The organism is Rickettsia rhipicephali str. 3-7-female6-CWPP, assembly GCF_000284075.1.
In the GTDB taxonomy this organism is placed as follows: Bacteria; Pseudomonadota; Alphaproteobacteria; order Rickettsiales; family Rickettsiaceae; genus Rickettsia; species Rickettsia rickettsii.
Genome location: NC_017042.1, coordinates 1147873 through 1172129, shown reverse-complemented (window position 1 = coordinate 1172129; position 24257 = coordinate 1147873). Strand labels below are relative to the sequence as shown.

Sequence of the window (24257 nt, the reverse complement as noted above, 5' to 3'; positions counted from 1 at the left end):
ATATAAACACCATGCCTATATTTTTTTATTTATTTGCAACATTAATAACTATCAGTAGCTTATGCGTTGTCTTAAGCAAAAATTCCGTATATTCGGTATTATGGTTAATTTTTGCATTTATCAACGGTGCAGGGCTTATGATCTTGCTTGGAGCAGAATTTTTAGCTATGATGCTGATAGTGATTTATGTTGGAGCTGTAGCAGTATTATTCTTATTTGTGATAATGATGCTAGATATGCATTTTAATAAGACAATAACGCAGCTAAAAGAAAATCTAGCTTTAAGTATTTTAATAGCTTTGATTATGTTTGCCGATTTAGTAATAATTATTTTACTTGGTACTAAAAATATTAATTTCAACTCCAATGTATCGTTTGCCATAACAAATAATATCTCAAATACTAAAGCAATAGGAGGCGTACTCTACACAGAATTTATGCTACCGTTTCAAATGGCGGGCCTTATATTATTTGTCGCTATGATTGCATGTATTACGTTAACACTAAAGAAGTGTGAGGGAGTAAAACGTCAAGATATATCAAAACAACTACGTCACAATAAAGAAAATACCGTATTAATGACAAAGCCTATTCTAAATAAAGGTGTTGAGAATATTAAATATGAATGAATATATTTCGCTTAATCATTATTTAATCTTAAGCAGCTTAGTTTTTACTATCGGAATGTTTGGATTATTTATGCATCGCAAAAATATTATCAATATATTAATGTCTATTGAGTTAATGCTGCTTGCAGTTAACATAAATTTTATTGCATTTTCCGTATATATGCAAGAATTATCGGGACAAATTTTTAGTATTATAATCTTAACCGTAGCAGCTGCCGAAACCTCAATCGGGCTTGCAATATTACTAATATATTTCCGTAATAAAGGCTCAATTGAAATTACCGACATTAATCAGATGCGGGGATAATGATGTATCAAAATATTTCCATAATGATCATTATGTTACCGCTTGCATCTAGCATAATAAACGGGTTATTCGTAAGGGTAATAGACAAAAAATTAGCGCAAGTAATTGCAACCGGCTTTTTATCTTTATCTGCCTTATTCTCATTGATAATATTTTGCGATGCGGGCTTAGACGGGAATATAATCCATATTAAATTATTACCATGGATTGAAGTTGGAAATTTTAAAGTAAATTGGTCGATTTATATCGATCAGCTAACTAGCATAATGTTTATAGCCGTAACATGGGTGTCAAGCGTCGTGCATATCTACTCGCTTGGCTATATGGCCGAAGATAAGGGGATTATACGCTTCTTGTCTTTTCTTTCTTTATTCACTTTTTTTATGTTAATGCTAGTATCTAGCGATAATTTCTTACAGTTATTTTTCGGTTGGGAGGGCGTCGGCGTTTGCTCATATTTACTAATAGGTTTTTGGTATTCAAAAGAATCAGCCAATAAAGCAGCGATTAAAGCTTTTATAATAAATAGAGCCAGCGATTTTGCTTTTATCTTAGGCGTAATGACGATTATTGTTTATTGTGGCTCGGCAAATTACAAAGATGTATTGTCATCTGCAGAATTATTATCTAATACAAAAATATTTTTACATTTTTCCATTCTAGACATTATTTGTTTATTATTATTCATCGGTTGTATGGGTAAATCTGCACAGGTCGGTTTACATGTATGGCTTCCTGATGCGATGGAAGGACCGACTCCGGTATCTGCACTTATTCATGCAGCAACTATGGTAACGGCAGGAGTATTCTTAGTAGCACGCTGCTCGTATTTATTTGAATATAGCCCTTTAATTCTACAATTTATTACGATTATCGGCGGTGTTACTTGTCTTTTTGCTGCAAGCATTGCTATTATGCACAGCGATATCAAGAAGATTATTGCTTACTCAACTTGCAGTCAACTTGGTTATATGTTCATGGCGTGCGGAGTATCTGCCTATAATAGCGGAATATTTCACTTAGTAACTCATGCCTTTTTTAAGGCCTTATTATTCTTATCAGCCGGCAACGTAATACATACCGTTCACGAGCAAGATATTTTTAAAATGGGTGATTTAAGAAATAAAATGCCGGTAACTTATGGCAACTTCTTAATCGGCTCACTTGCACTAACAGGGATTTATCCTTTGGCAGGATTTTACTCTAAAGACTCGATTTTAGAAGCGGCTTATAGTAGTGGCTCGTTTATGTTTATTTTTGGAATAGCAGCAGCAATACTTACCGCTATTTATTCAATGAAGATTATTATGTTGGTATTTCATGGCAAAACTAAGCTAGAAAAAGATGTTTTTGAGCATGCTCACGAACCGGCTAAAGTAATGACTAATCCACTTATATTACTTGTCGCCGGAAGCTTTTTTAGCGGTATGATCGGCTATTATTTACTTGCTATGGACAAACCAAACGGTTATTTCCATGCAAGCCTATTTAATTTACATATTTATAAATTACTAATTAGCCACCCGCCTTTATATATTAAGCTACTACCTATGGCAGTCGGTATAGTGGGGATTGTTACTGGGATTTACTTATATAAGTCAAGTACTGTTATGTCATTCCCGCAAAAGCGGAAATCCAGTAAAAATATTAAAAACGCCTGGATCCTGCGGTCAAACCGCGGGATAACACCCCTTGTATTAATTTCCAACATATTACGCAATAAATATTACTTCGATGAAATATATAATTGCTTAATTGTGAAACCTATTAACTGTTTAGCTTCTTTATGTTATCTTGGCGATCAGCAAATAATCGATCGTTTTGGACCAAACGGTTTTTCACGAGTTGTTAATTGCTTTAGCGTTCTTACCGGCAAAATACAAACAGGATATGTTTTTAATTATGCTTTGTATATAGTATCATTTATTGTTGTAACAATTAGTTATTTTGTTTGGAAAAACATAATGTACTGATGTTATTTGCGTTAAAAACTAAAACCGTCATTGCGAGCAAACGTAGAGAGCGTGGCAATCTCATGAAATAATAACAAATTCCTGAGATTGCTTCATCAATTACTTCATAATTTGCCTCACCATGACGGAAAAAACTTATAAAATCTTAAAGAATGTTAGAATTACCTATTATATCTATCAGTATTTTTCTGCCGCTAATAAGCGTGCTATATATTTTGCTGTTTATTAGTCAAAGTAAAAAAGCAGATAAACCGATATATGTAATGTATGTTGCAGTGCTTAGTTCTGTTTTAACATTCATCTCAACTATCTATATTTTAATAGAGTTTGACTCCTCAAACCCCGCTTATCAATTTATTGAACGCTACGCTTGGCTTGATAAGATCGGGCTTGAATTCCATGTAGGCGTTGACGGCATATCAATATTTTTTGTGGTTCTAACTTCTTTTCTTACTCTTATTTGTATAATTGGAAGCTTATTTACCGTTAAAAAATATATTAAAGAATATTTGGTATGTTTTTTATTAATGGAATCTTTTTGTATAGGGGCATTTACCTCGGTAAATTTACTATTGTTTTATCTGTTTTTTGAAGCAATATTAGTGCCGATGTATATTATTATCGGCGTATGGGGTGGCGAGAATAGAATATATGCGGCTCTTAAATTCTTCTTATATACGTTCTTTGGTTCTGTATTTTTCCTACTTTCATTAATTTATATTTATAGCAAAATGCATAGCTTTGATTTAACTTATATCTTTCAACTTACCGATAATATTCCATTATTTGCTCAGCAAATTTTATGGTGGGCTATCTTTATTGCTTTTGCCGTTAAAATCCCTATGATTCCTTTTCATACTTGGCTACCCTATGCACACGTACAAGCTCCAACCAGCGGCTCGGTTATTCTTGCCGGTATTTTGCTAAAACTCGGCGGTTACGGTTTTTTAAGAGTATTACTACCTCTATGTCCGAGTGTATCACAAGAATTTGCAATTTACGTAATTTACCTTAGCGTTATTGCTATAATATATGCATCACTTGTTGCTCTTGCTCAAAAAGATATGAAGAAGATGATAGCATATTCATCTATTGCACATATGGGATATGTTACGATAGGTATTTTTAGCTTTACTGAAGCCGGAGTTAGCGGAGCAATATTTCAGATGCTTAGCCACGGCGTGATTTCTTCATGTCTATTCTTAATAGTAGGTACTTTGTACGAAAGATTGCATACAAAAGAAATAGCTAAATATGGTGGTGTAGCAAGTAAAATGCCGGTGCTTGCCGCATTTTTTATGATTGCAATGCTCGGCTCTGTCGGGTTACCCGGAACTAGTGGATTTATTGGAGAATTTTTAAGCCTGCTTGGGATTTATAAGGTGAATGTAGTAGCAACCTTTATAGCAGCTCTCGGCATAATCTTCGGGGCGGTTTACATGCTGAAATTATACAAAGAAGTAATGCTCGGTGAAATTACCAATAAAGAAATTATGCATTTCAGAGATTTATATAAATACGAAATAATCTCAATAGCTCCTTTAATATTATTAATTATTTACTTTGGTCTAATGCCGAGTTCTATTTTAAATGTATTTAGCTTATCGGTGGAAAATTTGCTGGTAAAATTTTAATTGCTTACAAAAAATATAAATGCTACTCTAATTATAGAACTTAAAAGTGAGATTTATATGAAAAATAGCAAAAGAAGCTAAAAAAATAAACCATGAATTTAGACAACGCAACTAAAAAACTAGGTCAAGAAGCTAATAAGGTAACAGGCATAGATATAAGGCATGTGGTAAATCCTGATGCATCAGATCATAAAGAAGCTTTAAGAGATGCTCGTGAGAAACTTGGAATTGGTCATAATAATCAACAAGATAATACAGAATTAACTGGGACCACACCAGAAGAGCATCATGAAAATTAAATTTATTAAAAAGCAATAGATGTCATACCGTGGCTTGACCACGATATCTAGTAAAATTATTAGTATTTTGAATTGCTTTTATGGATACCGTGGTCAAGCCACGGTATGACAAGTACATGCTATCACTTCATCAATTACAATTTAAAAACTTATTTGATCTAAATATTACTTTTCTTCCTTCTTCTATCACATATATAAAAGGAGCCAACGGTTGTGGGAAAAGCTCGTTGCTACGAATGATAGCAGGAATTATGCAACCGAGTAGCGGTAATATCTACTATAGAAACTGTAATATTAACAATGTCGCTAAACTTTACTGCACTTATATCGGTCATAATTTAGGTCTAAAATCAGAAATGACTGTTTTTGAGAATCTAAAATTTTGGTCGGAAATTTATAATTCCGCTGAAACCCTATATGCTGCTATTCATTACTTTAAATTACACGACTTATTAGATGAAAAATGCTATAGTTTGTCTAGCGGAATGCAGAAAATCATAGCCATAGCAAGGCTTATTGCTTGCCAATCTGACTTATGGCTACTTGATGAAGTTGAAACTAACTTAAGCAAAGAAAATAGGGATTTACTAAATAATCTAATTGTCATGAAAGCAAATAGCGGCGGTATTGTTCTTCTATCCTCTCATCTAGAAAGCTCTATAAAATCTGCACAGATATTACAGCTTGATTAATTATTATTGTTTTGCGTATTTTTATACATCTCCCAAATGTACAATAAAAAAAGGCTAACTATAATCCAAATTGAACAATTAATTATTGTACTTACAGCATGTGTTTTAGTAACTTCTATATATTCATTCTTATAACTAATTCTCTTGTCTTCTAGCTCTTTTGGAGGCAACCTTTTTAATTGTTCATATAAATCCTTATCATATGATTTTAGCTTTAAATATTGCTCATTAGTACTATATTTTATGAGTTCCTCTTTATTCCGGTAGGAATAATGTAATGAATGCATTAAATGTAATAGAGAGCGTTATCAATAAAACTAATGTACACTGTGCAGACTCGTCCTTAAATTCATCTTGTCTGAAGCGATCGAGATTTAGCTGTGTATTTTTATTGTTAGTTATTTTTTGTGGTGGAATATCAGTGGTAGTAAGCGGCAATGCTGTTGGCCATTTTGGTCGTTTTGAAGTTATTTTCCATTTTAGAATATCAAGTAAGGTTTTATATTAGGATCAATATTGAAAAACATATTTTTATTTAGATAGACCTTCCTTTCGGTTTATTAGAGCTTTTAACTTGTTCAGCAAAAGATTTTGTCTCTTTATTTGTGGGTTTATGAATAAATCCTCTAGTTTTTTCTCCTATCAACATGGCTTCTTGAAGCATATCTTTTGGTAGTTTAGCTATAGATGCCGATATTTTCGGAGTTTGTTTTGTTTCTACCGTTATCTTTTTTGTTTTATTTATATCTCTGCCTATTACTTCATCTAGTGGAACATTTTTATAATCTGCAAGAGCAACAATTGCTCCCATATCAGGCATTTTTGTACGACCATCTAGAAAATTTTTCCACGCTGTTTCATGAGTACCTGTTTTTTCACTTAACTTATACGGGGTTATATTGTCTGTTTCTAATATATTCAGTACAAATTTTTTAAAATTATTTCTAATTTCTTCTGGACCATCTTTATTTGTTTCTGATATATCGTTAATCTGATTAAATCTTTCTTTTGACCTTATATCTTCGCTCATTATTTTTTCCTGTAAAATTTACTCCTAAAAATTGAGAGTTAAAATAACTTCATAGATAGTCTCTTAGACTTATTTATTAATATATAACTAATAAATAGTAAATAGAAGATAATTATAATGAAAATAATAAATTTAAGCTATTGAATTAAGTATTTAGGTCTTATATATGAAATTTAAATTAATCTATTTTAACTTTTTTGGTCACAAATTATAAAATTTTTCTGTAGTAGGAACCATGTCTTTTTCACTTCTTGTACTATAAATTAAATTTCAGGTGCAGAATCTAAGATATTTTAAAAAGATTATATAAATTAAAAATTGTTTTTTCTGCATCTTGATCATTTATGAATAAGGTAATTTTAACTTCTGATAATTGTATCATGTTAACATTTATATTATCTTTCGTTAACTTTGATAATATCGTTTCAAGTAATTTACAATCATTTTTAATCCCATAACCAATAAGAGAGATTGTAGCAATTTCGGTATCAAAAGTAAAATCTTGTATCTGCTTATCATCTTTTAAATTAGTCAGTAAAGCTTGTAAATTATTTTTATCGGTTAAATTTGTAATAAAACTATATTCTTCATTATTTTTTGTCTCTTGCATAAACTCAATATGATTATTATTTTGTGTAATCATATTTGCAACTTGCAAAAAACTTAAAGAAATGCTCTTTACAGATATTTTTAATAAATTTTTATTAGAAGTAATGCTGTTAATAATCCCATTCTCCATATTTTTATCCTTTGAAGTGATTAACGTACCTTCTGTATCCGGTGAAAATGTTGACAGAACACGCATATCTATTTTATACCGCATTACTAACTCTCCGGCTCTAGGGTGTAGTACTTTTGCTCCACTTGATGCTAGTTCTAACATTTCTAAAAAATCTATTTCTTTTATCTTCTTGGCATTTGGAATAATTCTTGGATCAGCAGTAAATATTCCCTCTACATCGGTATAGATATCACATCTATCGGCTTTCATAGCTGCAGCGATTAAGGCGGCAGTAGTATCAGATCCTCCTCTGCCCAAAGTAGTTAACCTATTGGATTTGTTAATTCCTTGAAAACCGGCTATTATAGGGACGGTATTTAACTGTAAATATTTTTCTAGTAAATCTGTAGTAATTGATTCTACTAAAGCTTTACTATGATTATGATCGGTGAGCATCGGTAATTGCCAAGCTAGAAATGATCGCGCCTTTATGTCTTCTTCTTGAAGAGCGAGCGCTAGTAATGAAGCAGTGACTATTTCACCGCTAGAAAGTGCTACATCATATTCTGCAAATTGAGAAATGTTGTTAAGGCTTGATACTTCATTACACAATGTGACAAGTTGATTAGTAACACCTGCCATAGCCGAAACTACTACAATTACTTGGTTATTTTTAGCTATTTCGGTTTTGATGATAGGAACGATTTTTTTGATTCTATCAATATTTGCAACGGAAGTGCCACCAAACTTTTGAATTATTAAGGCCATAAGTAAAGAAAGCCTAATAGAATATTATGTTATATAATTAATTTCCGCCTGTTGTCATCTAGCTCACTTACAGACATTATTATGTGGAACGGTTTTCAATTGTCATCTCGTGACTTGATCACAGGATCCAGCTTAAAATACTAATAATATTAGTACTTTAAATTGTTTTTATGGACCCTGTAGTCAAGCCACGGGGTGACAAAGTGGATTTTACCAATCAACGCAACAATGCCATAAAAAGCATTTTTCGTTCCACGTAACACTAGTAGATCAAACCGTAATACTTAATAAGTACTGGCAATTTCTTTAACGTTCACGATTTTATGATTTCGCTTAGTTAAAAATTCTACTTTACCTTCTATCAAAGCAAATATTGTATGATCTTTACCAAGCCCTACATTCGTTCCAGGATGAATTTTTGTGCCGCGTTGTCTAACTATAATATTACCGGGTATTACATATTGTCCATCGGCTTTCTTAACTCCCAGCCTTCGACCGGCCGAGTCCCTTCCGTTCCTAGAACTACCACCGGCTTTTTTGGTTGCCATTTTATAATTCCTTTTAAGTTATTATTATTGTTTGGTAATATCTAATATTTTTAATTCCGTCAATTCTTGACGATGACCGGCTTTACGACGATAATTTTTTCTACGCTTTTTCTTAAAGACTATAATTTTATTATCTTTAAGTTGGTTAGTAATTTCAGCCGTAACGACAGCCCCTTTAACTATTGGAGTCCCAATAAAAGAAGGCTTTGAGTATTCGCCAATCATTAAAATTTGATCAAACTGAATTTTAGAGCCAAGTTCTCCATCAATTTTTTCGACTTTAATAATACTATTTCTGTCTACTTTATATTGTTTTCCACCTGCTTTTATAACTGCGAACATGAAAACTATCTCTTTAAAAATTTATAAATATTTGTCGTATTATATTATTATATTAGAAATTAGTCAATGATCTTTTTTTATAGCAAATCTATTGTCGAATATCTATTAACACAAATATAATTGCGTATTGAGTTACCGCAGCAAACATTGCGGCTAGCAAATCATCAAGCATAACGCCGATACTGCCCTTAATATTTTTGTCCAACCAATTAATAGGCCAGGGCTTTACTATATCAAAAAATCGGAATAGACAAAAAGGTAATACGAAAAGTAATATAATATTTATTGTTAGCGGACTAAAATATTTAATTAAATACGATTCATTAGCAAATAAAGCGGAAAAAAATACTAAAACGATAGTTAGCATTTGCCCTACTACTTCATCAATTACCACTTCTTTAGGGTCTTCTGAATTTGTATGATTTAAATATATTTTAGTAAAATAAGTGCCGAGTATTAAGAGTATCAAACATAGGCTAAAGCTTATAATAAATATACTGACAAGTTGAGCTTCACCGAGAGTAAGACTTAAGAAAGGAATGATTATTTTGTTATTAACAATAAAATATATTAAGAAATAAGTTAGAGGGAAAGCAGTAATCGATCCAAAAGTGCCTGGGCAGTATTTTATTTTCCCGATATAAAAAAAAGTAGCAAAAAATTCTGAAAATTGTTTTTTAGTAAACATTTCTTTAATTATTTTATCCTAGATTAGAGCTATAATATCTTATATAATTAAATTTTAACTTATACAGCAAAAATATCATGGGAATGAGCGTTAGCCATTTATTAATAGTTTTATTAATTATTTTTGTATTATTCGGTGCCGGCAAATTACCGCAAGTCATGTCCGATCTTGCTAAAGGTCTTAAAGCTTTTAAAGACGGCATGAAAGGCGACGGTAGTGATAATGATAAAAATAAATAATTAATTTTTAGTGTCCCTTTATCATCCCGTGGCTTGACCAGCCTTGTTGCATGGCTTGAAAAACCTACTCAATGTCATTCCCGCTTTCGCAGGAATGACATCCTGAACGTTCGTACAACACATGGTCAGGCCATTGAGTGACCAAGATACAACAACTCCCTAATTTCCTGAAACAGTAGAATATATCCCATTCTCTTTCCTAATAATATCATATCGTCTCTGAGCTACTCCATCGATGAAATGAATATTACCGGATAAACCTATATAAGGTTGTCTACTGTTCATTCTATTTAAAAACCTTTCAGATGCAAATTCATTGCCTATATAGTTTGCAGTCATACGTCCTAAATCATAAGAAAGAAGATGCATGAAGCCTATATGGTTAATACCTAAGTCTTTTGCCCTATCCGGAACGTTGCTATTGAGTAAATTTAAAGAGCCGGTAAAGCTAATATCGATATTTTCAGGGTAATCGATATCAATACGATTATCACCGATTAAAATAGCCTTTTTATCTAAATTATATTTACGAATACTATCAGCGAGTAGGTTTAAATTTTTTGGATCGTCTGATAGATAAATAACCGGTTTTGTCGTGTCGCTACGTTCATTTATAATATCGGTATTGTCTGAAATATTTCTTGCGGCTTTTGCTATAGATTCAGGATTATCCTCATAAAATTCAGTGTGTGATAATGATGCATTGTTCTGAATCAATATATTTTGCATTACTTGACTAATAGTTTGCGAATGCTTCCCTTTAGGTAATAATGCCATAAAATCTTTATGGTCGTTACTTGCGTAATAATTAATGATACGTATCAGTTGTTTTAAAGGTGCATGACCGAATACAAATAATTTATCTTCTGCAAGAGCCGGATTATTTGACATAGTTATTATAATAATATCATTGGCCTTGGCTTTTTCGGCTATTAGAGAGGTAAAGTTAGAATATAGAGGACCTAAAATAATCTTAGTTTTACGTGCTACTATTTTATCCATAGCGGCTAAAACGTTTTTTTCGTCTGAACCGTCGTAAGAAGTAACATGTATGTAAGATTTGATTCCGTCGTTAAGTCCCATTTTAATTAAATCTTTATATTGTTTCCCGACAATACTATCAGGACCCTGATTTGGCATTAAAATTGCAATCTCAATTTCTTTTTGTGCTTTTTTAGGAAAACTTATAGGTGCTTCTTTAGGAGTTTGACAGGACGTTAAATATATCAAGCAAAAAAATGATAGAACGATTCGTAGTTTATGTTTTATACTAGCCATAATGTTACTTAAAATTAAAAAACTATGATTAGATATCTTTCCAAACCGGGATTATATATTGTTTCAACACCGATCGGTAATTTTGAAGATATAACGCTTCGTGCTATATCGACTTTAAAAAATTCGGATATTATCTTATGCGAGGATACTAGAATATCACAAAAATTGCTAGCAAAACATGACATTCATACAAAATTACAAATTTATAATGATCATAGTGACGAGAAAGATAGAGAAAATATCATAAGTTTAATAAAATCGGGCAATATAATAAGCTTAATTTCTGATGCAGGGACTCCTTTAATTTCCGATCCCGGCTATAAGTTAGTTAGAGATATACGCAATCTTAATTGTCATATAGACGTAGTACCGGGAGTGTCTGCACCGGTTACTGCTCTAACTTTATCGGCTCTTCCTACTGATCGATTTTTATTTCACGGGTTTTTACCTAAAACTATAGAAAGTAAGAAAAAGATTTTTTCTGCACTAGTAAATCTTAAGGCTACTTTGATTTTTTTTGAAACGGCTCCTCGTTTGATAAATACTTTATCGGTAGCTAAGGAAATACTAGGAAACCGAGAAATATGTGTAGCTCGTGAGTTAACTAAACTGTATCAAGAAATAAAAACAGGGGATATAGATGAAATAATAGAGTGCTATCAAAATAATATTTTAAAAGGTGAGATAGTATTGTTGATTTCAGGAAATATACAGGAACAAAACCAACAAAAAAAATTAGAAAAATTTATAGAACTTTGCTTAAGTAAAAACTTAAGTAGCAAAACTACTACCGAACTTGTTTATGACAAATTCAAAGATGTTTATAGTAAAAAAGAGATATATAGATTGGTGAATAAGCAAAAGATTTAATATAAATTTATAGTAGAATATTTACCTCAGAATATGCTAAAATAAAGAGAAAATAACATTCAGTAACATAATAATATGTCAAAAGTTAATCCAAGAGTAGATTTAGCGTTTAAAAAAATCTGAGTAGAAGAAAAGATTTATTGATATCGCTTATTAATTCGATAGTAAGTGAGAAAGATCAGATTGTAGAAGTAACATTACTTAATCCGTATAATCCAAAGAATTTTAAAGCCGATAAACTATCTATACTTGATATAAAAGCCAAAAGTGAAAGCAGTAAAAGGTATAATATCGAAATCCAAGTAACCGATGCAGCAGATTACGATAAAAGAGCTTTGTATTACTGGGCGAAAATGTATACGGAGCAACTGAAAGAGGGATCAGATTATGCGGCATTAAATAAAACAATAGGGATACTACACATACTTAACTTTACCAGTATTACAGATACAGATAAGTATCATAATTCTTTTCAGTTAAAGGAAATAAAAAGTGGTTTAGTATATTTTAAAGATATAGAGTTACATATGATAGAGCTTAATAAATTTGCTAAGAATCCTAAGGAGGAGTTATCTGATGTCGTCAAGAAAGTTAAACAAGAATTGGATAATGATGTATTGAGAAAAGCATTAACCGTGCTTGAGGTAATAAATTTAAATGATGCAGAAAGAGAGGAATATGAAAATCGTTTAGAGTGGCTTAGAATTGAAACTAGTGCTTTTAAAAAGATGAAAGAGGAAGGAAGAGCTGAAGGCGAAGCTAGAAGAAATATTGAAATAGCAAAAGAAATGCTAATTGATAAAGAGCCTCTAGAAACAATAATTAAATATACTAAACTTTCAAAAAAAGAAATAGAAAAGCTAAAAGCAGGAATCGATAAGGCGGACAAATAAAAAGTCGTCTGCGATATATACTCCGAGTAAATGAAGCATCAGCAGACGACCCATTATAAAAAACAGTATATTTAGTTAGCTGAGCTGTGAGGACAGCCGCAATCTTTTTTAGGCTTATTTCTTTCTGCCGAATCTTCAAGTTTTTTACCGGCTGCCTGCATATCTTGACCTGTACCTTGCATTGTATTACAAGCACTTGTTAAGAAAGCTACAGCTACTAATATAGAAGTTATAAGTGCTGAACGCATAAATTTTACCTTGATCAAATTGAGTTTAGATATTATGAAGTAAGCAAAAAATTGTCAACTTGAAAATATATTAAAATTTAAAGTATTTGTACACATCACTTAGCCGTATCTTTATAATTACATAAGATATTTTGTTGATAAAATATTAATTTCTTAGTATTTCTTTAAGAATTAATATTTAAAAGATTTATAAAATGAAAGAAATCAATGATCAATTGAAAGAAGCACTATCTTCTATGAAAGACGGTGTCTTAGATTGTACAAATTTAGAGGGAATAAGCTTACAAGAGATTTTTAATTTTCTTCAAAATCCTGATATAGTAAAGGATAAAATTATCTCTCTTGATATATCAACTTATGAAAATTGGAAAGAAGTAAATGATTTTATTTTGCAATTAAATGATAATTCATCTTTTGAGCCCCAAACTATAGAAATTTATACCTTCTATAGATATATGGAAGATATTTTTAATTTAAGATTAAAAACAGGCATAAATATTACTACTAATTATACTGATGTTAATATGACAGATTACAGAAAAAAGAGGCTTTATTAAAAAAATTCTTAGTTTTACTAAAGATGAAGAACAGTTAAGTCAATTTATAAAAGCTGCATGTAAAGAAGCTAAAACCCCGGATGGAATTGAAATGCAGTATGGGTAAGTTTTACGGCTTGGTTCTAAGTATAATTTCAGTAAAATAGATAAAAACAATATTCTGATTTACAGGGTATTTCTAAAAAGTTACAAGAGACACAAATACAAAAAGTAAATTCAGAAATTCATCATTATAAACAGGAAGATGATTTACATTTTTATATGGTAAAAGTCAACGGAGCGAATATGTCTACTTGGCAAGATTTTTTGGGTAAGCAGAGTAGCTTTCAAAGTTCTTATCAAGGCAATGATCTGGTGATAAAAAATTTTGATAAGGGGAAGTATGCCTTTTCCGCTAGTTTAGATTATCATGATCAAGGCTTAACCGATGTATTATGTAACCTTTGTTTCCAATAAAATATGACAAAAAGGTGACTCGTTTGATACTTCATCTATAGAGATGTTTATAACCATGCTGACTTCTCAAAATGCAAGCTTTATTTCGCATTCTGGTATAGCAAGACTTCCAATATATCAAGAAAAACCTTTTATTATAAAACATAAAAATCTTGCAGTTAAACTTCATAGTTTTATTGCCGCCTGTGCCAAAGATATTTATTCTAATAAAAAAGAATATATGATTACTGTACCGGTAAAGGAAATGACACAAATAATTCTTAAAGAATATGAGAAAAAAGGAGTTTTAGATAAAATATATATAGGACATCAGCAAGAAAATATTAGATAATAAACAAACCCCTATAAAACTTATTGAGGATCATGACAACACATTTATTTAGTCTTTATGATAAAAACGGTAATATATTACATGAATTAACTAGTGCACAAATGGAAGGAGAATTCGCTTGGTTTTGCAAACAGCTGTATCTATTTTATTCATGGGGCAAGGTAAAGGTGCACCGTTCGTTACTTGTCATTTAGAAACATTAGCAACGCTTGATCCTAAACCTAATTCTATAGAACATGAATATTATTCAGAAATAATTGGTAATTTATAAGATTTACTATAACTCTTATTTAAGGTTAAAATAATAATCGCAATACTCTTTAATAGGGCAGATGTCGCAGTCGGGTTTTCTAGCTTTGCATATATATCTGCCGTGCAGAATTAGCCAGTGATGGGCATGCGTTAGCCATTTTTTATCGATAATCTGCAGTAGCTCTTTTTCTACTATTGCAGGAGTACCGCCTTTAGCAAGCCCGATCCTTTTGGCTACTCTAAAGACATGCGTATCAACTGCCATTGTAGGCATGCCGAATAAGCAATTTAGTACAACATTAGCAGTTTTTCTGCCAACGCCCGGTAGTTTAATTAATTCCTTAAAATCATTCGGTACTGAAGCTTGATAATTGCTTATCAATATTTTACATAATGCGATAATATTTTTTGCTTTGTTGTTAAATAGTCCGATAGATTTTATATATTTTTTAAGTCCTTCTTCGCCGAGTTCTAAAATTTTTTCTGGTGTATCATAAGTTTCAAATAAAGATTTAGTTGCTAAATTGACTAATATATCGGTGGCTTGAGCAGATAATATTACTGCTACTAATAAGGTAAAATCATTCCTATATATTAATTCGGTTTTCGGATTTGGATTATTCTTGCTAAAAATCTCAAAAATTTTATTAACTATTTGTGCTTGCATATATTGCTATAGAAAGTGTATTTTAGAAGATAAATTATTGAGTCTTAAAATGCTAGAAAATAAAAATTTTAAATTTGTAGAAAATGAAATAAAAAATAATAAAGTAGTATTGTTCATGAAAGGTACTAAAGAGTCGCCTGCATGCGGATTTTCAGGAACCGTAGTAGCTATTTTGAATAAATTAGGTGTAGAATTTCGTGATATTAATGTACTTTTTGATGCTGAATTACGTGAAGATTTAAAAAAATTTAGCGACTGGCCGACATTCCCACAATTATACATTAACGGAGAATTAGTCGGCGGGTGTGATATTGCTAGAGAGTTATATCAAAGTGGGGAACTTGAGAAGATGTTGAAAGCGTATACTCGGTGAATTGCAAAAATTGGCGTCGTCGTCTAGCAAGTTCTGCGGTGCTCACGTATTAAGTATACGCTCCGCTCCTTGCTCTTTTTGAAATTGACCTTCGTATACTACTACTCAACCTTAATATTTTAAGTACATAAACATATAAAAACATGAGCAAATATTTAGAATACCCCGAAGTAGAAAGTAAAGAGCAGCCGCCGAAGAAGCTAGTAGTATTACTGCACGGTGTCGGCTCGGACGGACATGATTTAATAGGACTTGTGCCTTATATCAAAAATTATTTACCCGATTGTCATTTTATTTCCCCGCATGGTATCGAGGCTTATGATATGATGCCTTATGGTAGACAATGGTTTAGTTTGCAAGACCGCAGCCCGCATATTATGGCAAAGCTAATTGCAAATAATATTTCTAAGGTTGAAGATATAATAAAGCAAAAGCAGGACGAGTTAAATCTAACCAACAAAGATACTATCATTATTGGCTTTTCTCAAGGTACGATGATAGGGTTATATTTAACACTAGTTCAAAAAGAGCCGTTTTTCTGTACTATAGGTTTTTCGGGTGCATTAATTCCACCTATGGAAGTTAATAATAAGCTTACTCCTATATGCTTGATTCATGGGGAATTAGATGAGGTGGTCGGTGTTAGCGAGATGTATAATGCTTCAAACTATTTATCTAAGCTGCATATAGAGCATAGCGGACATAAATTAACGTCTCTTGCTCATTCAATAGATGGACGGGGGCTTGAGATTGCGATTAATTTTATAAATAACCGTCATTGCGAGCAGCCGTAGGCTGCGTGGCAATCTCAGGATTTTGGTACGAGATTGCTTCGTCAAAATTTTCAATTTTTCCTCGCAATGACGATTAGATCTCCACACAACAAAACCAAAAAAAATATGAGGATGAATGAATATTTTTAATAAAAATTTACATGAAACGGATAAAGAGATTAATGAAATAATAAAGCATGAAAAGCTACGTCAAAGTAGCGTAATCGAGCTTATTGCATCAGAAAATTTCGTAAGTCCTGCTGTGCTTGAAGCTCAAGGGTCGCTTCTGACTAACAAATATGCCGAAGGATACCCAAGTAAGCGATTCTATAACGGTTGCGAGGAAGTAGATAAAGCTGAAAATTTAGCTATAGAACGAGTAAAAAAACTCTTTAACTGCAAATATGCAAATGTCCAACCTCATTCAGGATCACAAGCAAATCAGGCTGTATATCTTGCTTTATTACAGCCGGGGGATACGGTTCTTGGTATGTCTTTAGATAGCGGCGGGCATCTAACGCACGGTGCAGCTCCTAATATGTCCGGTAAATGGTTTAACGTCGTTTCTTATAGTGTAAATAAAGAGACTTATTTAATCGATTATGATGAGATTGAACGCTTAGCGGATTTGCATAAACCAAAATTACTTATAGCCGGTTTTTCTGCTTATTCTCGTAATATTGATTTTGCAAAATTTAGAGAAATCGTGGATAAAGTAGGAGCTTACTTTATGGCAGATATTGCTCATATTGCAGGACTTGTTGCCACAGGTGAGCATCAAAGCCCTATTCCTTACGCTCACGCTGTTACCTCTACTACTCATAAAACACTTAGAGGTCCAAGAGGCGGTTTAATTTTATCTAACGATGAAGAGATAGGTCAAAAAATAAATTCTGCATTATTTCCAGGACTACAAGGTGGTCCGTTAATGCATATAATCGCCGCAAAAGCCGTAGCTTTTTTAGAAAATTTGCAGCCTGAATATAAAAGTTATATTCAGCAGGTAATAAGTAACGCTAAAGCTTTAGCAAGTAGCTTGCAAGAAAGAGGATATGATATATTAACAGGTGGTACCGATAATCATATTGTTTTAGTGGATTTGCGTAAAGACGGAATCACGGGTAAGTTTGCCGCAAATTCTTTGGATAGAGCAGGGATTACGTGTAATAAGAATGCTATCCCGTTTGATGAAACTTCGCCTTTTATCACTTCAGGTATTCGCCTTGGTACTCCCGCATGTACTACTAGAGGCTTTAAAGAAAAGGATTTTGTATTAGTTGGTTATATGGTAGCAGATATTTTAGACGGCTTAAAAAATAATGAAGATAATAGCGATCTTGAGAAGAAAGTATTAAATGAAGTGACAAAATTAATTAAATTATTTCCGTTTTATGGCTAATTTAAATAAACGACCTGATTGGATAAAAGTAAAAGCTCCTAATTCTACAGAGTACTATAATACAAAAGATTTAATAAAGAATCTGAGATTAAATACTGTGTGTGAGGAAGCTGCTTGTCCTAATATTGGTGAGTGCTGGTCAAAAAAACATACAACTGTGATGATTTTAGGTTCGGTTTGTACTAGAGCCTGTAGGTTTTGTAACGTTAAAACGGGTAGACCGGATTTACTTGATCCGCATGAACCGCAAAGGTTAGCGGAGGCGGTACAAAAGCTAAATCTTAAGCATGTAGTAATTACTTCCGTCGATCGTGATGATCTTGAGGACGGCGGAGCTTCACATTTTGCGGAGTGTATTAGCGAAATCCGAAAATCATCGCCAAATACTACTATTGAGATTCTAACACCCGATTTTTTAAGAAAAGAAGGAGCAGCTGAAATAATAGCAAACGCAAAACCTGACGTTTTTAACCATAATGTCGAAACAGTACCGTCTTTATACAAAACGATTAGACCGGGGGCTAGATATTATAATTCTTTAAGCTTACTTCATAATATCAAAAAATTATCTCCTGAAATTTTTACAAAATCCGGTATGATGGTAGGGCTTGGGGAAGAAATAAATGAAGTAGTACAGGTTATGGATGATTTAAGAGAAGCAAAGGTTGATTTCCTAACTATCGGGCAGTATCTGCAGCCTACCAAAAATCATGCTGAGGTCGCAAAATATGTTACGCCGGAAGAGTTTAAATATCTAGAGCGAGTAGCAAAAACAAAAGGATTCTTGATGGTTTCGGCAAGTCCGCTAACCCGTTCTTCATACCATGCCGATGAGGATTTTCAAAAATTAAAAGAGAATTACCAACAAAAACTGGTGTCTTAAAATATCATGCTTATTGCCTGTGTGGTCAGTTTTCATAGCTATTATCTTTGTTTACTAAAGTAAATAATCCTCATGTTGATTAATTTATATATATGATATCATACGTGTAACACACGTGTATACGAGTATTTTATGCAGAAGAAATTGACAATTACTATAGATGAAGCGGTTTATTATAGGCTTTATTCTTGCAATAGGTGAACGTAAAATTAGCAAATTTATTGAGCAATTTTTAAAACCTTATGTAATTAATGAGGAGCTTGAAGCCTCTTACAAAGCCATGGCTCAAGATACAAAAGCTGAGGAGAAGGCCAATGAGTGTGGGTAGAAGGGTTAATAGAACGCGATTTTTATGAAAAGAGGTGAGGTATGGTGGTCGACTTTAATCCTTTGTTAGGTGGGGAAGTCGCTAAGGTAAGACCGGCAATAATTACTCAAATGCTTCATTAAATCGTGTGCAAGTAATACCTTTAACTAGTAACATCGATAAATGCTATCCTTGTGAAGCCTACGTAATGATAGGTAGCAAAAAAGGTAAAGCCATGACTGGTCAAATAATGACACAAATTAGGATTAAAATCTAAAATTAATGTTATCTCTAATGAAGATATACAGCTTTTAAAATATACTCTTAAGTTGTAGCTAAGTCTATAACGACTATTCATTCAATATTTGGTACAATGATAAACGTAGAAATTGTAAGAAACTACAACAAATGGCGTGAGCATAAGCAGATAAATAAGAGTTTAATCAAAAAAATAACTCAAAATATTTTATTGCGATTTGATAATTTTAGTAAAATAAAACAATTTGAATTATCAATTTTACTAACAAATGTTGCAGAAATATTGACCTTAAATAAACAATTTCGTAATATAGAAAAAGCTACTAACGTTCTGTCTTTTCCAAGCAACGAATTAAATTGGCAGGATTTATATTCTAAACTTGAATTTTTAGGTGACTCTGATTATATGCATTTAGGTGATATAGCATTTTGTTATGAGGTAATATATAATGAATCGTGCGAGCAGCAAAAAACTTTTGAGAATCATTTTATTCATCTTTTAATACATAGTATTTTACACTTAATTGGGTTTGATCATCAAAATGACACAGAAGCAAATATTATGGAAAATCTAGAAATTGAAATATTATCATATTTCGGTATTTTTTCCCCTTATTAACTAAATAAAAAAATTTATGTTAAAATCTTCAAAAAAAGAAGATTCTAGTAAAAAAAATCAAAGTAATAAGTTAATTTTTACTGTACGCAAATTATTCTCTCCGATAAAAAATTTTTTTAGAAAAACAAAAACGCCCGATAATTTTTTTGGTGTCATAAAACGCCTTAAAATTAATAGCCAAAAAATGACTTTAGACGAGCGTAATATTTTAGCTAATTTATTGGAGCTAGAATATAAAACTATTGAAGATATAATGGTACCGCGTTCCGATATTGCGGCAATAAAATTAACTACGAATCTAGAAGAATTAAGTGAGTCTATTAAGTTAGAAGTCCCACACACACGAACTCTTATATATGACGGTACTTTGGATAATGTAGTAGGGTTCATTCATATCAAGGATTTATTTAAAGCATTGGCTACAAAGCAAAACGGTCGTTTAAAAAAGCTTATACGTAAGCATATAATTGCAGCTCCTTCTATGAAATTATTAGATTTGCTAGCAAAAATGCGTCGTGAGAGAACACATATTGCAATAGTTGTTGATGAGTATGGCGGTACTGACGGCTTAGTTACTATTGAAGATCTTATAGAAGAAATAGTAGGACGAATAGATGATGAGCATGATCAGCAATTAGATAGCGATAATTTCAAGGTTATTAATAACTCAACAATTATTTCAAATGCACGTGTTGAAGTAGAAGTGCTTGAAGAAATAATAGGAGAAAAGCTACAAAATGATGATGATGAGTTTGATACGATAGGTGGATTAGTATTGACTAGAGTTAGTAGTGTTCCGGCTATCGGTACTAGAATAGATATTTCAGAAAATATTGAAATTGAAGTTACGGACGCAACGCCTCGTTCTTTAAAACAAGTCAAAATTAGACTAAAAAACGGTTTGAATGGTAAATGAATACGAATTTAGAGTCGGTGTGTCCTCTAAATTCGTTAAAAATATTTAATTATTATATTTCAGCTTGTGCTTTATTTCCTATCAATGCCATCGGACTTTCTTGCGAAGTTGCTTCTGTATAATGCTCATATGCTAGAATTGCTCCCATTGTTGCTACTACATCGGCACCACATTTGAGAATAAAAGCCAGAGATTTAAGTAAATCACCTGCTATCACATAAATTCCAACAGCACATGCTCTTACTACTGCAAGCTTATCATACCAAGGGGTTGGTATCATTACTTCTAAATAACTCGACTATTTTGTTAAGCATAAAAATAAACCTAATTGTCAATGATAATTACCATGAAACATGGAAAATATAATTTTATGATATTATTTTCATTTGACTTAGCAGAGAAATTTGAGTTAAATATCGAAGCTCTATACATAAAAAATTATCATTATGAATGAATTACATATTAAACTACAAAATTACAGTAGTACATATCCTGAAGAAATTGTTACAAAAACAAAAATGCTTGAATTTTTAAATGAATATGAAAACCCTTTTAGCGGAGATTTACAAATAGGACATTTCACTGCTTCGACTTTTTTACTTAATAATGATAAAACTAAATTTTTATTGATGCACCATAAAAAGCTTGATAAGTGGCTTCAACCAGGCGGTCATTGTGATGGAGATAGTAATATATTAAATGTAGCGGTTAAAGAAGCTATAGAAGAATCCGGAATTAATGAAATCAAAACTATAAATAAGGAGATTTTTGATATAGACACCCATTATATTCCGCAAACTCATAAGGAGCCTGCTCATTATCACTATGATGTACGATTTTTACTAAAAACAGTAAATAATGATAATTTTATAAAAAATAACGAATCGAATGAACTTAAATGGTTTAACTTTTCTGATTATTCAAAATTAGATATTGAGCTAGAACGTTCCGTTACTAGAATGATAGAAAAGTTTATGACAATTAACCATCCTGCTTGTTAAATATAAATTATTGCCCTATAATGGCGTTTTTTAAATAAAATGTAAATCAAATGCCATCATCTAGAATTTTTTCATTCCGTAGTAAGAACAAGGAAGATAATACTCTAAAAAACCTAGAAATTACGCATCTAGATTCAATTAATGAGAACAGACATACGAACTCTCTAGCAGGCGAAGTTGTTACTATTAAACTTAAGGATCAGCCTCAGCCTCATAATTTATAAAGAGTGAAAAAGTTACCCTAACTTCATTTAAACCGCCTTCTTCTCAAAGTAAAGACGAATTTGATCCTATCTTAAAAGATGTTGAAAATATCTTAAGTTTTATGCTGTAAGGTTCCTAGCTAAAAAGGGCATTGCCCGCGTGGATCAAAAAACGCGTTCGGTGTCATACCGTGGCTTGACCACGGTATCTTGTGTTGCAGACTGTATCCTTAGATCCCGTGATCAAGTCGCGGGATGACAATAATTTATTTTATGCTATTTTTTGATATTCAAAATATATTTTTCTTACTGCATAAATCCACGCTAAGCATACAAAAATAAATACCACCATTAGAATTGGTGAGATTGAGGTAAAAGTAGCGGTTGGAACTAAAGTAAAAATAATAGATTGTACAAGACCGCTAGAGGATTTGCCGACTTTTGCACTTATCACGTCAACCGCAGCTTTGCCTTTAGTTTTAAGCTCCTCATCAAGAGGGATATATAACATTTCTCTTGAAGTATCCCATATAGAATATTTAGTACCTTTAGCTAAAATATTTTGAATACCACCGATCGAAACGGCAAGAGCAAGAGGTGACATTAAAATTGCTCCATCAAATAATGATAAAATTTGTTGGTCAAATACGATAAGTACAAAGAACAAAATGCCGGTCACCATTATTATAACCGGTGAAATAACTGCTGCTACAAACCAGTTGTGCATACGCATAACGTTATTACCGATGATGGTCATAACCATTATTGCCACGCCTGTCCAAAGTATATACAGACTGTTAAATTCAGCATAGGTATTTACAGTCGGATATAATTCCTTAATTTTTGCTTTCCATACGGCTTCGACTAAGTTAATAGCAAATCCGAAAGCTGCCGAACAAATTAAAAGTAGCCATAAATATTTTGATTTCGCAATATATTTAAAGCTTTTAATTAGCCCCATACGTTCTGAAGTTGATCTACCGCTTTTTGCTTTAGCATAAAATAGTGGATTAGTAAAAACGTTCTTGCTAATAAATCTAACTAACAAACAACAAATAATAGCAACAATTGCCACAATTGTCGTGGATACTTGAACTAAAGTGATTTTACTATCCGAAATACTCATAAACTTCTTAATAATAGTATCTTCCGATGATAGATTCATCATTAAAAAGCCGACTAATATTAAAGAAGAGTTGCCGAATAGTGAAAAGAGAGTATAAAATCTTTTTGCTTCTTCGGTAGTAGTAAGTTCATTAGCAAACTGCCAAAATAATAATACGTAAAAAATATTAGGCCAAAGCTCGGCAAGACTATAATATACTATATAACCCCAATTACCTACTAATGAGATATACCACTTAAAATGAGGATAACGTTCCATCCAGTTAGCTAGATTCTCGGGATGTACATGAAAAATATGAATATTAGGATAGATTACAAAAGTGAATAAAACAAAAAAGCTGATAAAAAATGCACTTAAATAATAAAAGATCTTTTCAAAAGTAAGATAATTAATCATTTTAGCATAAATAATCACGAATAAAGCAGCGGCAGGCATAACGCAATAAACTTTAGCAAAACCTGCTATTTCTGCACTAATCTCGGAGATTAAAATACTATCTTTTAAGATTCGTAAAACATTTTGATTAAATAAAATACAAAACATTAAGGTACTCATCGGAATAAACTTTCCGAGTTCGTAATTATGCACAGGCCAAAATGCCGCTCTGAATTTGTTTTTAAACGATCGTGATGAGGTACTTAGCATTATAAATCCCTAAGGACAAAAAAAAAACTTAAGCACTTCAAGATTTTATGAAAAGATATTTCCCCTAAAACTTTAGAGCCTATATATTGTTATTACATTCTGAAGGTGCTGAACTTATACAATATATTTAGCCTTTTGTCAAGAATTACTAATATAAGATTAGATACTCTCAATGCTAGATAGTAATAAACTACAGGGATATTTTTGACCTTTATAATAGATTATACAACGACACCTAATTTAGGTAATAAATATTTAAAATCAGGTAAAATAGTAATGCAAACAGAGCATTATAGGGTATTGTGTATTACTCGGTGTCATCCCGTGGTTTG

At 32.0% G+C, this 24257-nt stretch carries 31 protein-coding genes and 2 pseudogenes; 21 read left to right on the top strand and 12 right to left on the bottom strand.

Going from position 1 to position 24257, the window contains the following annotated elements; genetic code table 11:
- The first annotated feature begins 11 nt into the window (after window positions 1-11).
- From MCC_RS06490 to ccmA, 6 genes are all read left to right on the top strand, one after another.
- Window positions 12-629, top strand: coding sequence for an NADH-quinone oxidoreductase subunit J (locus MCC_RS06490; RefSeq protein WP_014409039.1), 618 nt, complete (start codon window positions 12-14; stop codon window positions 627-629).
- Window positions 622-936 (top strand): NADH-quinone oxidoreductase subunit NuoK, encoded by a 315-nt coding sequence (gene nuoK, locus MCC_RS06485; protein WP_014409038.1) that lies wholly within the window; start codon window positions 622-624, stop codon window positions 934-936. The genes MCC_RS06490 and nuoK overlap by 8 nt, the downstream gene beginning before the upstream one ends.
- Window positions 936-2909, top strand: a complete 1974-nt coding sequence (nuoL, locus tag MCC_RS06480) for an NADH-quinone oxidoreductase subunit L (protein ID WP_014409037.1) — start codon at window positions 936-938, stop codon at window positions 2907-2909. The genes nuoK and nuoL overlap by 1 nt, the downstream gene beginning before the upstream one ends.
- Window positions 2910-3061: 152 nt before the next feature.
- A complete protein-coding gene (locus MCC_RS06475) occupies window positions 3062-4543 on the top strand; it encodes an NADH-quinone oxidoreductase subunit M (RefSeq protein WP_014409036.1) in 1482 nt (493 codons plus the stop codon).
- Between the two features lie 92 nt (window positions 4544-4635).
- On the top strand, window positions 4636-4842 hold the full coding sequence (locus MCC_RS06470) for a hypothetical protein (RefSeq protein WP_014409035.1): 207 nt from the start codon (window positions 4636-4638) through the stop codon (window positions 4840-4842).
- Between the two features lie 116 nt (window positions 4843-4958).
- Entirely contained in the window at window positions 4959-5534 is a 576-nt protein-coding gene (gene ccmA / locus MCC_RS06465) for a heme ABC exporter ATP-binding protein CcmA (protein WP_014409034.1), read from the top strand.
- A 315-nt stretch (window positions 5535-5849) separates the two neighbouring features.
- On the opposite strand, the pseudogene MCC_RS11285 reads toward ccmA, so the two are convergent.
- The 6 genes and pseudogenes from MCC_RS11285 to MCC_RS06435 form a co-directional block, all read right to left on the bottom strand.
- A pseudogene (locus MCC_RS11285) lies at window positions 5850-6061 on the bottom strand (palindromic element RPE3 domain-containing protein); the annotation flags it as partial.
- Between the two features lie 8 nt (window positions 6062-6069).
- Window positions 6070-6564 (bottom strand): hypothetical protein, encoded by a 495-nt coding sequence (locus MCC_RS06455; RefSeq protein WP_014409032.1) that lies wholly within the window; start codon window positions 6562-6564, stop codon window positions 6070-6072.
- Window positions 6565-6847: 283 nt separating this feature from the next.
- Complete coding sequence (locus tag MCC_RS06450) at window positions 6848-8053, bottom strand: aspartate kinase (RefSeq protein ID WP_014409031.1); 1206 nt, start codon at window positions 8051-8053, stop codon at window positions 6848-6850.
- Window positions 8054-8337: 284 nt separating this feature from the next.
- Window positions 8338-8601: a 50S ribosomal protein L27 gene (gene rpmA, locus MCC_RS06445; RefSeq protein WP_014409030.1), complete on the bottom strand. Its 264-nt coding sequence runs from the start codon at window positions 8599-8601 to the stop codon at window positions 8338-8340.
- 24 nt (window positions 8602-8625) lie between these two features.
- Window positions 8626-8943, bottom strand: coding sequence for a 50S ribosomal protein L21 (gene rplU / locus MCC_RS06440; RefSeq protein WP_004997480.1), 318 nt, complete (start codon window positions 8941-8943; stop codon window positions 8626-8628).
- A gap of 88 nt (window positions 8944-9031) precedes the next feature.
- Entirely contained in the window at window positions 9032-9631 is a 600-nt protein-coding gene (locus MCC_RS06435) for a phosphatidylglycerophosphatase A family protein (RefSeq protein WP_014409029.1), read from the bottom strand.
- 77 nt (window positions 9632-9708) lie between these two features.
- Between MCC_RS06435 and tatA the strand changes: the two genes are divergently transcribed.
- A complete protein-coding gene (tatA, locus tag MCC_RS06430) occupies window positions 9709-9870 on the top strand; it encodes a twin-arginine translocase TatA (RefSeq protein ID WP_014409028.1) in 162 nt (53 codons plus the stop codon).
- A 159-nt stretch (window positions 9871-10029) separates the two neighbouring features.
- On the opposite strand, the gene MCC_RS06425 is transcribed toward tatA, so the two are convergent.
- Window positions 10030-11148, bottom strand: a complete 1119-nt coding sequence (locus MCC_RS06425; RefSeq protein ID WP_014409027.1) for a penicillin-binding protein activator — start codon at window positions 11146-11148, stop codon at window positions 10030-10032.
- 24 nt (window positions 11149-11172) lie between these two features.
- Here MCC_RS06425 and rsmI point away from each other — a divergent pair, with 24 nt between their 5' ends.
- Window positions 11173-12018 carry a 16S rRNA (cytidine(1402)-2'-O)-methyltransferase gene (gene rsmI, locus MCC_RS06420; RefSeq protein ID WP_014409026.1) on the top strand — a complete coding sequence of 282 codons (846 nt, stop codon included), beginning with the start codon at window positions 11173-11175 and terminating at the stop codon, window positions 12016-12018.
- 140 nt (window positions 12019-12158) lie between these two features.
- Window positions 12159-12911, top strand: coding sequence for an Rpn family recombination-promoting nuclease/putative transposase (locus MCC_RS06415; protein ID WP_014409025.1), 753 nt, complete (start codon window positions 12159-12161; stop codon window positions 12909-12911).
- Window positions 12912-12982: 71 nt separating this feature from the next.
- Here MCC_RS06415 and MCC_RS06410 read toward each other — a convergent pair whose 3' ends face one another.
- Entirely contained in the window at window positions 12983-13159 is a 177-nt protein-coding gene (locus MCC_RS06410; RefSeq protein ID WP_014409024.1) for an entericidin A/B family lipoprotein, read from the bottom strand.
- A gap of 194 nt (window positions 13160-13353) precedes the next feature.
- Between MCC_RS06410 and MCC_RS09695 the strand changes: the two genes are divergently transcribed.
- The 3 genes from MCC_RS09695 (at window position 13354) to MCC_RS09215 (ending at window position 14774) form a co-directional block, all read left to right on the top strand.
- A complete protein-coding gene (locus MCC_RS09695; RefSeq protein ID WP_041405454.1) occupies window positions 13354-13716 on the top strand; it encodes a hypothetical protein in 363 nt (120 codons plus the stop codon).
- A gap of 511 nt (window positions 13717-14227) precedes the next feature.
- Window positions 14228-14503, top strand: coding sequence for a hypothetical protein (locus MCC_RS06395; RefSeq protein ID WP_014409023.1), 276 nt, complete (start codon window positions 14228-14230; stop codon window positions 14501-14503).
- Window positions 14504-14627: 124 nt separating this feature from the next.
- A complete protein-coding gene (locus tag MCC_RS09215) occupies window positions 14628-14774 on the top strand; it encodes a hypothetical protein (protein WP_155813872.1) in 147 nt (48 codons plus the stop codon).
- Between the two features lie 15 nt (window positions 14775-14789).
- On the opposite strand, the gene nth is transcribed toward MCC_RS09215, so the two are convergent.
- On the bottom strand, window positions 14790-15422 hold the full coding sequence (nth, locus tag MCC_RS06390) for an endonuclease III (protein WP_014409021.1): 633 nt from the start codon (window positions 15420-15422) through the stop codon (window positions 14790-14792).
- 49 nt (window positions 15423-15471) lie between these two features.
- Between nth and grxD the strand changes: the two genes are divergently transcribed.
- A complete protein-coding gene (gene grxD, locus MCC_RS06385) occupies window positions 15472-15795 on the top strand; it encodes a Grx4 family monothiol glutaredoxin (RefSeq protein WP_014409020.1) in 324 nt (107 codons plus the stop codon).
- Between the two features lie 143 nt (window positions 15796-15938).
- On the top strand, window positions 15939-16589 hold the full coding sequence (locus MCC_RS06380) for an alpha/beta hydrolase family protein (protein WP_014409019.1): 651 nt from the start codon (window positions 15939-15941) through the stop codon (window positions 16587-16589).
- Here MCC_RS06380 and MCC_RS11560 read toward each other — a convergent pair.
- A pseudogene (locus MCC_RS11560) lies at window positions 16557-16676 on the bottom strand (zinc ABC transporter substrate-binding protein); the annotation flags it as partial. The gene MCC_RS06380 and the pseudogene MCC_RS11560 sit on opposite strands and share 33 nt — an antisense overlap.
- Before the next feature lie 28 nt (window positions 16677-16704).
- Between MCC_RS11560 and glyA the strand changes: the two are divergent.
- The 5 genes from glyA (at window position 16705) to tlyC (ending at window position 20950) form a co-directional block, all read left to right on the top strand.
- Window positions 16705-17967: a serine hydroxymethyltransferase gene (glyA, locus tag MCC_RS06375; RefSeq protein WP_014409018.1), complete on the top strand. Its 1263-nt coding sequence runs from the start codon at window positions 16705-16707 to the stop codon at window positions 17965-17967.
- Window positions 17960-18850, top strand: a complete 891-nt coding sequence (gene lipA / locus MCC_RS06370; RefSeq protein ID WP_014409017.1) for a lipoyl synthase — start codon at window positions 17960-17962, stop codon at window positions 18848-18850. Before glyA ends, lipA begins: the two co-directional genes overlap by 8 nt.
- 160 nt (window positions 18851-19010) lie before the next feature.
- Window positions 19011-19178 carry a hypothetical protein gene (locus MCC_RS09205; protein ID WP_014409016.1) on the top strand — a complete coding sequence of 56 codons (168 nt, stop codon included), beginning with the start codon at window positions 19011-19013 and terminating at the stop codon, window positions 19176-19178.
- A gap of 352 nt (window positions 19179-19530) precedes the next feature.
- Window positions 19531-20034, top strand: a complete 504-nt coding sequence (gene ybeY / locus MCC_RS06360) for an rRNA maturation RNase YbeY (protein ID WP_014365447.1) — start codon at window positions 19531-19533, stop codon at window positions 20032-20034.
- 16 nt (window positions 20035-20050) lie between these two features.
- Window positions 20051-20950: a hemolysin C gene (tlyC, locus tag MCC_RS06355; RefSeq protein WP_014409014.1), complete on the top strand. Its 900-nt coding sequence runs from the start codon at window positions 20051-20053 to the stop codon at window positions 20948-20950.
- Window positions 20951-21002: 52 nt separating this feature from the next.
- Here tlyC and MCC_RS06350 read toward each other — a convergent pair whose 3' ends face one another.
- Window positions 21003-21230 carry a hypothetical protein gene (locus tag MCC_RS06350; protein ID WP_014409013.1) on the bottom strand — a complete coding sequence of 76 codons (228 nt, stop codon included), beginning with the start codon at window positions 21228-21230 and terminating at the stop codon, window positions 21003-21005.
- Between the two features lie 289 nt (window positions 21231-21519).
- On the opposite strand from MCC_RS06350, the gene MCC_RS06345 reads away from it, so the two are divergent.
- Together MCC_RS06345 and MCC_RS10695 are read left to right on the top strand one after the other, a co-directional pair.
- A complete protein-coding gene (locus MCC_RS06345) occupies window positions 21520-21951 on the top strand; it encodes an NUDIX hydrolase (RefSeq protein WP_269208685.1) in 432 nt (143 codons plus the stop codon).
- Between the two features lie 50 nt (window positions 21952-22001).
- Window positions 22002-22175: a hypothetical protein gene (locus MCC_RS10695; protein ID WP_231288693.1), complete on the top strand. Its 174-nt coding sequence runs from the start codon at window positions 22002-22004 to the stop codon at window positions 22173-22175.
- A 250-nt stretch (window positions 22176-22425) separates the two neighbouring features.
- Here the strand turns inward: MCC_RS10695 and tlc5 are convergent, their stop codons facing one another.
- Complete coding sequence (gene tlc5 / locus MCC_RS06335) at window positions 22426-23925, bottom strand: GTP/GDP exchange transporter Tlc5 (RefSeq protein WP_014409011.1); 1500 nt, start codon at window positions 23923-23925, stop codon at window positions 22426-22428.
- Window positions 23926-24257: the final 332 nt, after the last annotated feature.

Excerpts from the sequence above, each read along its gene's own strand:
- MCC_RS06490 (WP_014409039.1), top strand. The coding sequence starts at position 12 with ATGCCTATATTTTTTTATTTATTTGCAACATTAATAACTATCAGTAGC.
- nuoK (WP_014409038.1), top strand. The coding sequence starts at position 622 with ATGAATGAATATATTTCGCTTAATCATTATTTAATCTTAAGCAGCTTA.
- nuoL (WP_014409037.1), top strand. The coding sequence starts at position 936 with ATGATGTATCAAAATATTTCCATAATGATCATTATGTTACCGCTTGCA.
- MCC_RS06475 (WP_014409036.1), top strand. The coding sequence starts at position 3,062 with ATGTTAGAATTACCTATTATATCTATCAGTATTTTTCTGCCGCTAATA.
- MCC_RS06470 (WP_014409035.1), top strand. The coding sequence starts at position 4,636 with ATGAATTTAGACAACGCAACTAAAAAACTAGGTCAAGAAGCTAATAAG.
- ccmA (WP_014409034.1), top strand. The coding sequence starts at position 4,959 with ATGCTATCACTTCATCAATTACAATTTAAAAACTTATTTGATCTAAAT.
- MCC_RS06455 (WP_014409032.1), bottom strand. The coding sequence starts at position 6,564 with ATGAGCGAAGATATAAGGTCAAAAGAAAGATTTAATCAGATTAACGAT.
- MCC_RS06450 (WP_014409031.1), bottom strand. The coding sequence starts at position 8,053 with ATGGCCTTAATAATTCAAAAGTTTGGTGGCACTTCCGTTGCAAATATT.
- rpmA (WP_014409030.1), bottom strand. The coding sequence starts at position 8,601 with ATGGCAACCAAAAAAGCCGGTGGTAGTTCTAGGAACGGAAGGGACTCG.
- rplU (WP_004997480.1), bottom strand. The coding sequence starts at position 8,943 with ATGTTCGCAGTTATAAAAGCAGGTGGAAAACAATATAAAGTAGACAGA.
- MCC_RS06435 (WP_014409029.1), bottom strand. The coding sequence starts at position 9,631 with ATGTTTACTAAAAAACAATTTTCAGAATTTTTTGCTACTTTTTTTTAT.
- tatA (WP_014409028.1), top strand. The coding sequence starts at position 9,709 with ATGGGAATGAGCGTTAGCCATTTATTAATAGTTTTATTAATTATTTTT.
- MCC_RS06425 (WP_014409027.1), bottom strand. The coding sequence starts at position 11,148 with ATGGCTAGTATAAAACATAAACTACGAATCGTTCTATCATTTTTTTGC.
- rsmI (WP_014409026.1), top strand. The coding sequence starts at position 11,173 with ATGATTAGATATCTTTCCAAACCGGGATTATATATTGTTTCAACACCG.
- MCC_RS06410 (WP_014409024.1), bottom strand. The coding sequence starts at position 13,159 with ATGCGTTCAGCACTTATAACTTCTATATTAGTAGCTGTAGCTTTCTTA.
- MCC_RS09695 (WP_041405454.1), top strand. The coding sequence starts at position 13,354 with ATGAAAGAAATCAATGATCAATTGAAAGAAGCACTATCTTCTATGAAA.
- MCC_RS06395 (WP_014409023.1), top strand. The coding sequence starts at position 14,228 with ATGCTGACTTCTCAAAATGCAAGCTTTATTTCGCATTCTGGTATAGCA.
- nth (WP_014409021.1), bottom strand. The coding sequence starts at position 15,422 with ATGCAAGCACAAATAGTTAATAAAATTTTTGAGATTTTTAGCAAGAAT.
- grxD (WP_014409020.1), top strand. The coding sequence starts at position 15,472 with ATGCTAGAAAATAAAAATTTTAAATTTGTAGAAAATGAAATAAAAAAT.
- MCC_RS06380 (WP_014409019.1), top strand. The coding sequence starts at position 15,939 with ATGAGCAAATATTTAGAATACCCCGAAGTAGAAAGTAAAGAGCAGCCG.
- glyA (WP_014409018.1), top strand. The coding sequence starts at position 16,705 with ATGAATATTTTTAATAAAAATTTACATGAAACGGATAAAGAGATTAAT.
- lipA (WP_014409017.1), top strand. The coding sequence starts at position 17,960 with ATGGCTAATTTAAATAAACGACCTGATTGGATAAAAGTAAAAGCTCCT.
- MCC_RS09205 (WP_014409016.1), top strand. The coding sequence starts at position 19,011 with ATGAAGCGGTTTATTATAGGCTTTATTCTTGCAATAGGTGAACGTAAA.
- ybeY (WP_014365447.1), top strand. The coding sequence starts at position 19,531 with ATGATAAACGTAGAAATTGTAAGAAACTACAACAAATGGCGTGAGCAT.
- tlyC (WP_014409014.1), top strand. The coding sequence starts at position 20,051 with ATGTTAAAATCTTCAAAAAAAGAAGATTCTAGTAAAAAAAATCAAAGT.
- MCC_RS06350 (WP_014409013.1), bottom strand. The coding sequence starts at position 21,230 with ATGATACCAACCCCTTGGTATGATAAGCTTGCAGTAGTAAGAGCATGT.
- MCC_RS10695 (WP_231288693.1), top strand. The coding sequence starts at position 22,002 with ATGCCATCATCTAGAATTTTTTCATTCCGTAGTAAGAACAAGGAAGAT.
- tlc5 (WP_014409011.1), bottom strand. The coding sequence starts at position 23,925 with ATGCTAAGTACCTCATCACGATCGTTTAAAAACAAATTCAGAGCGGCA.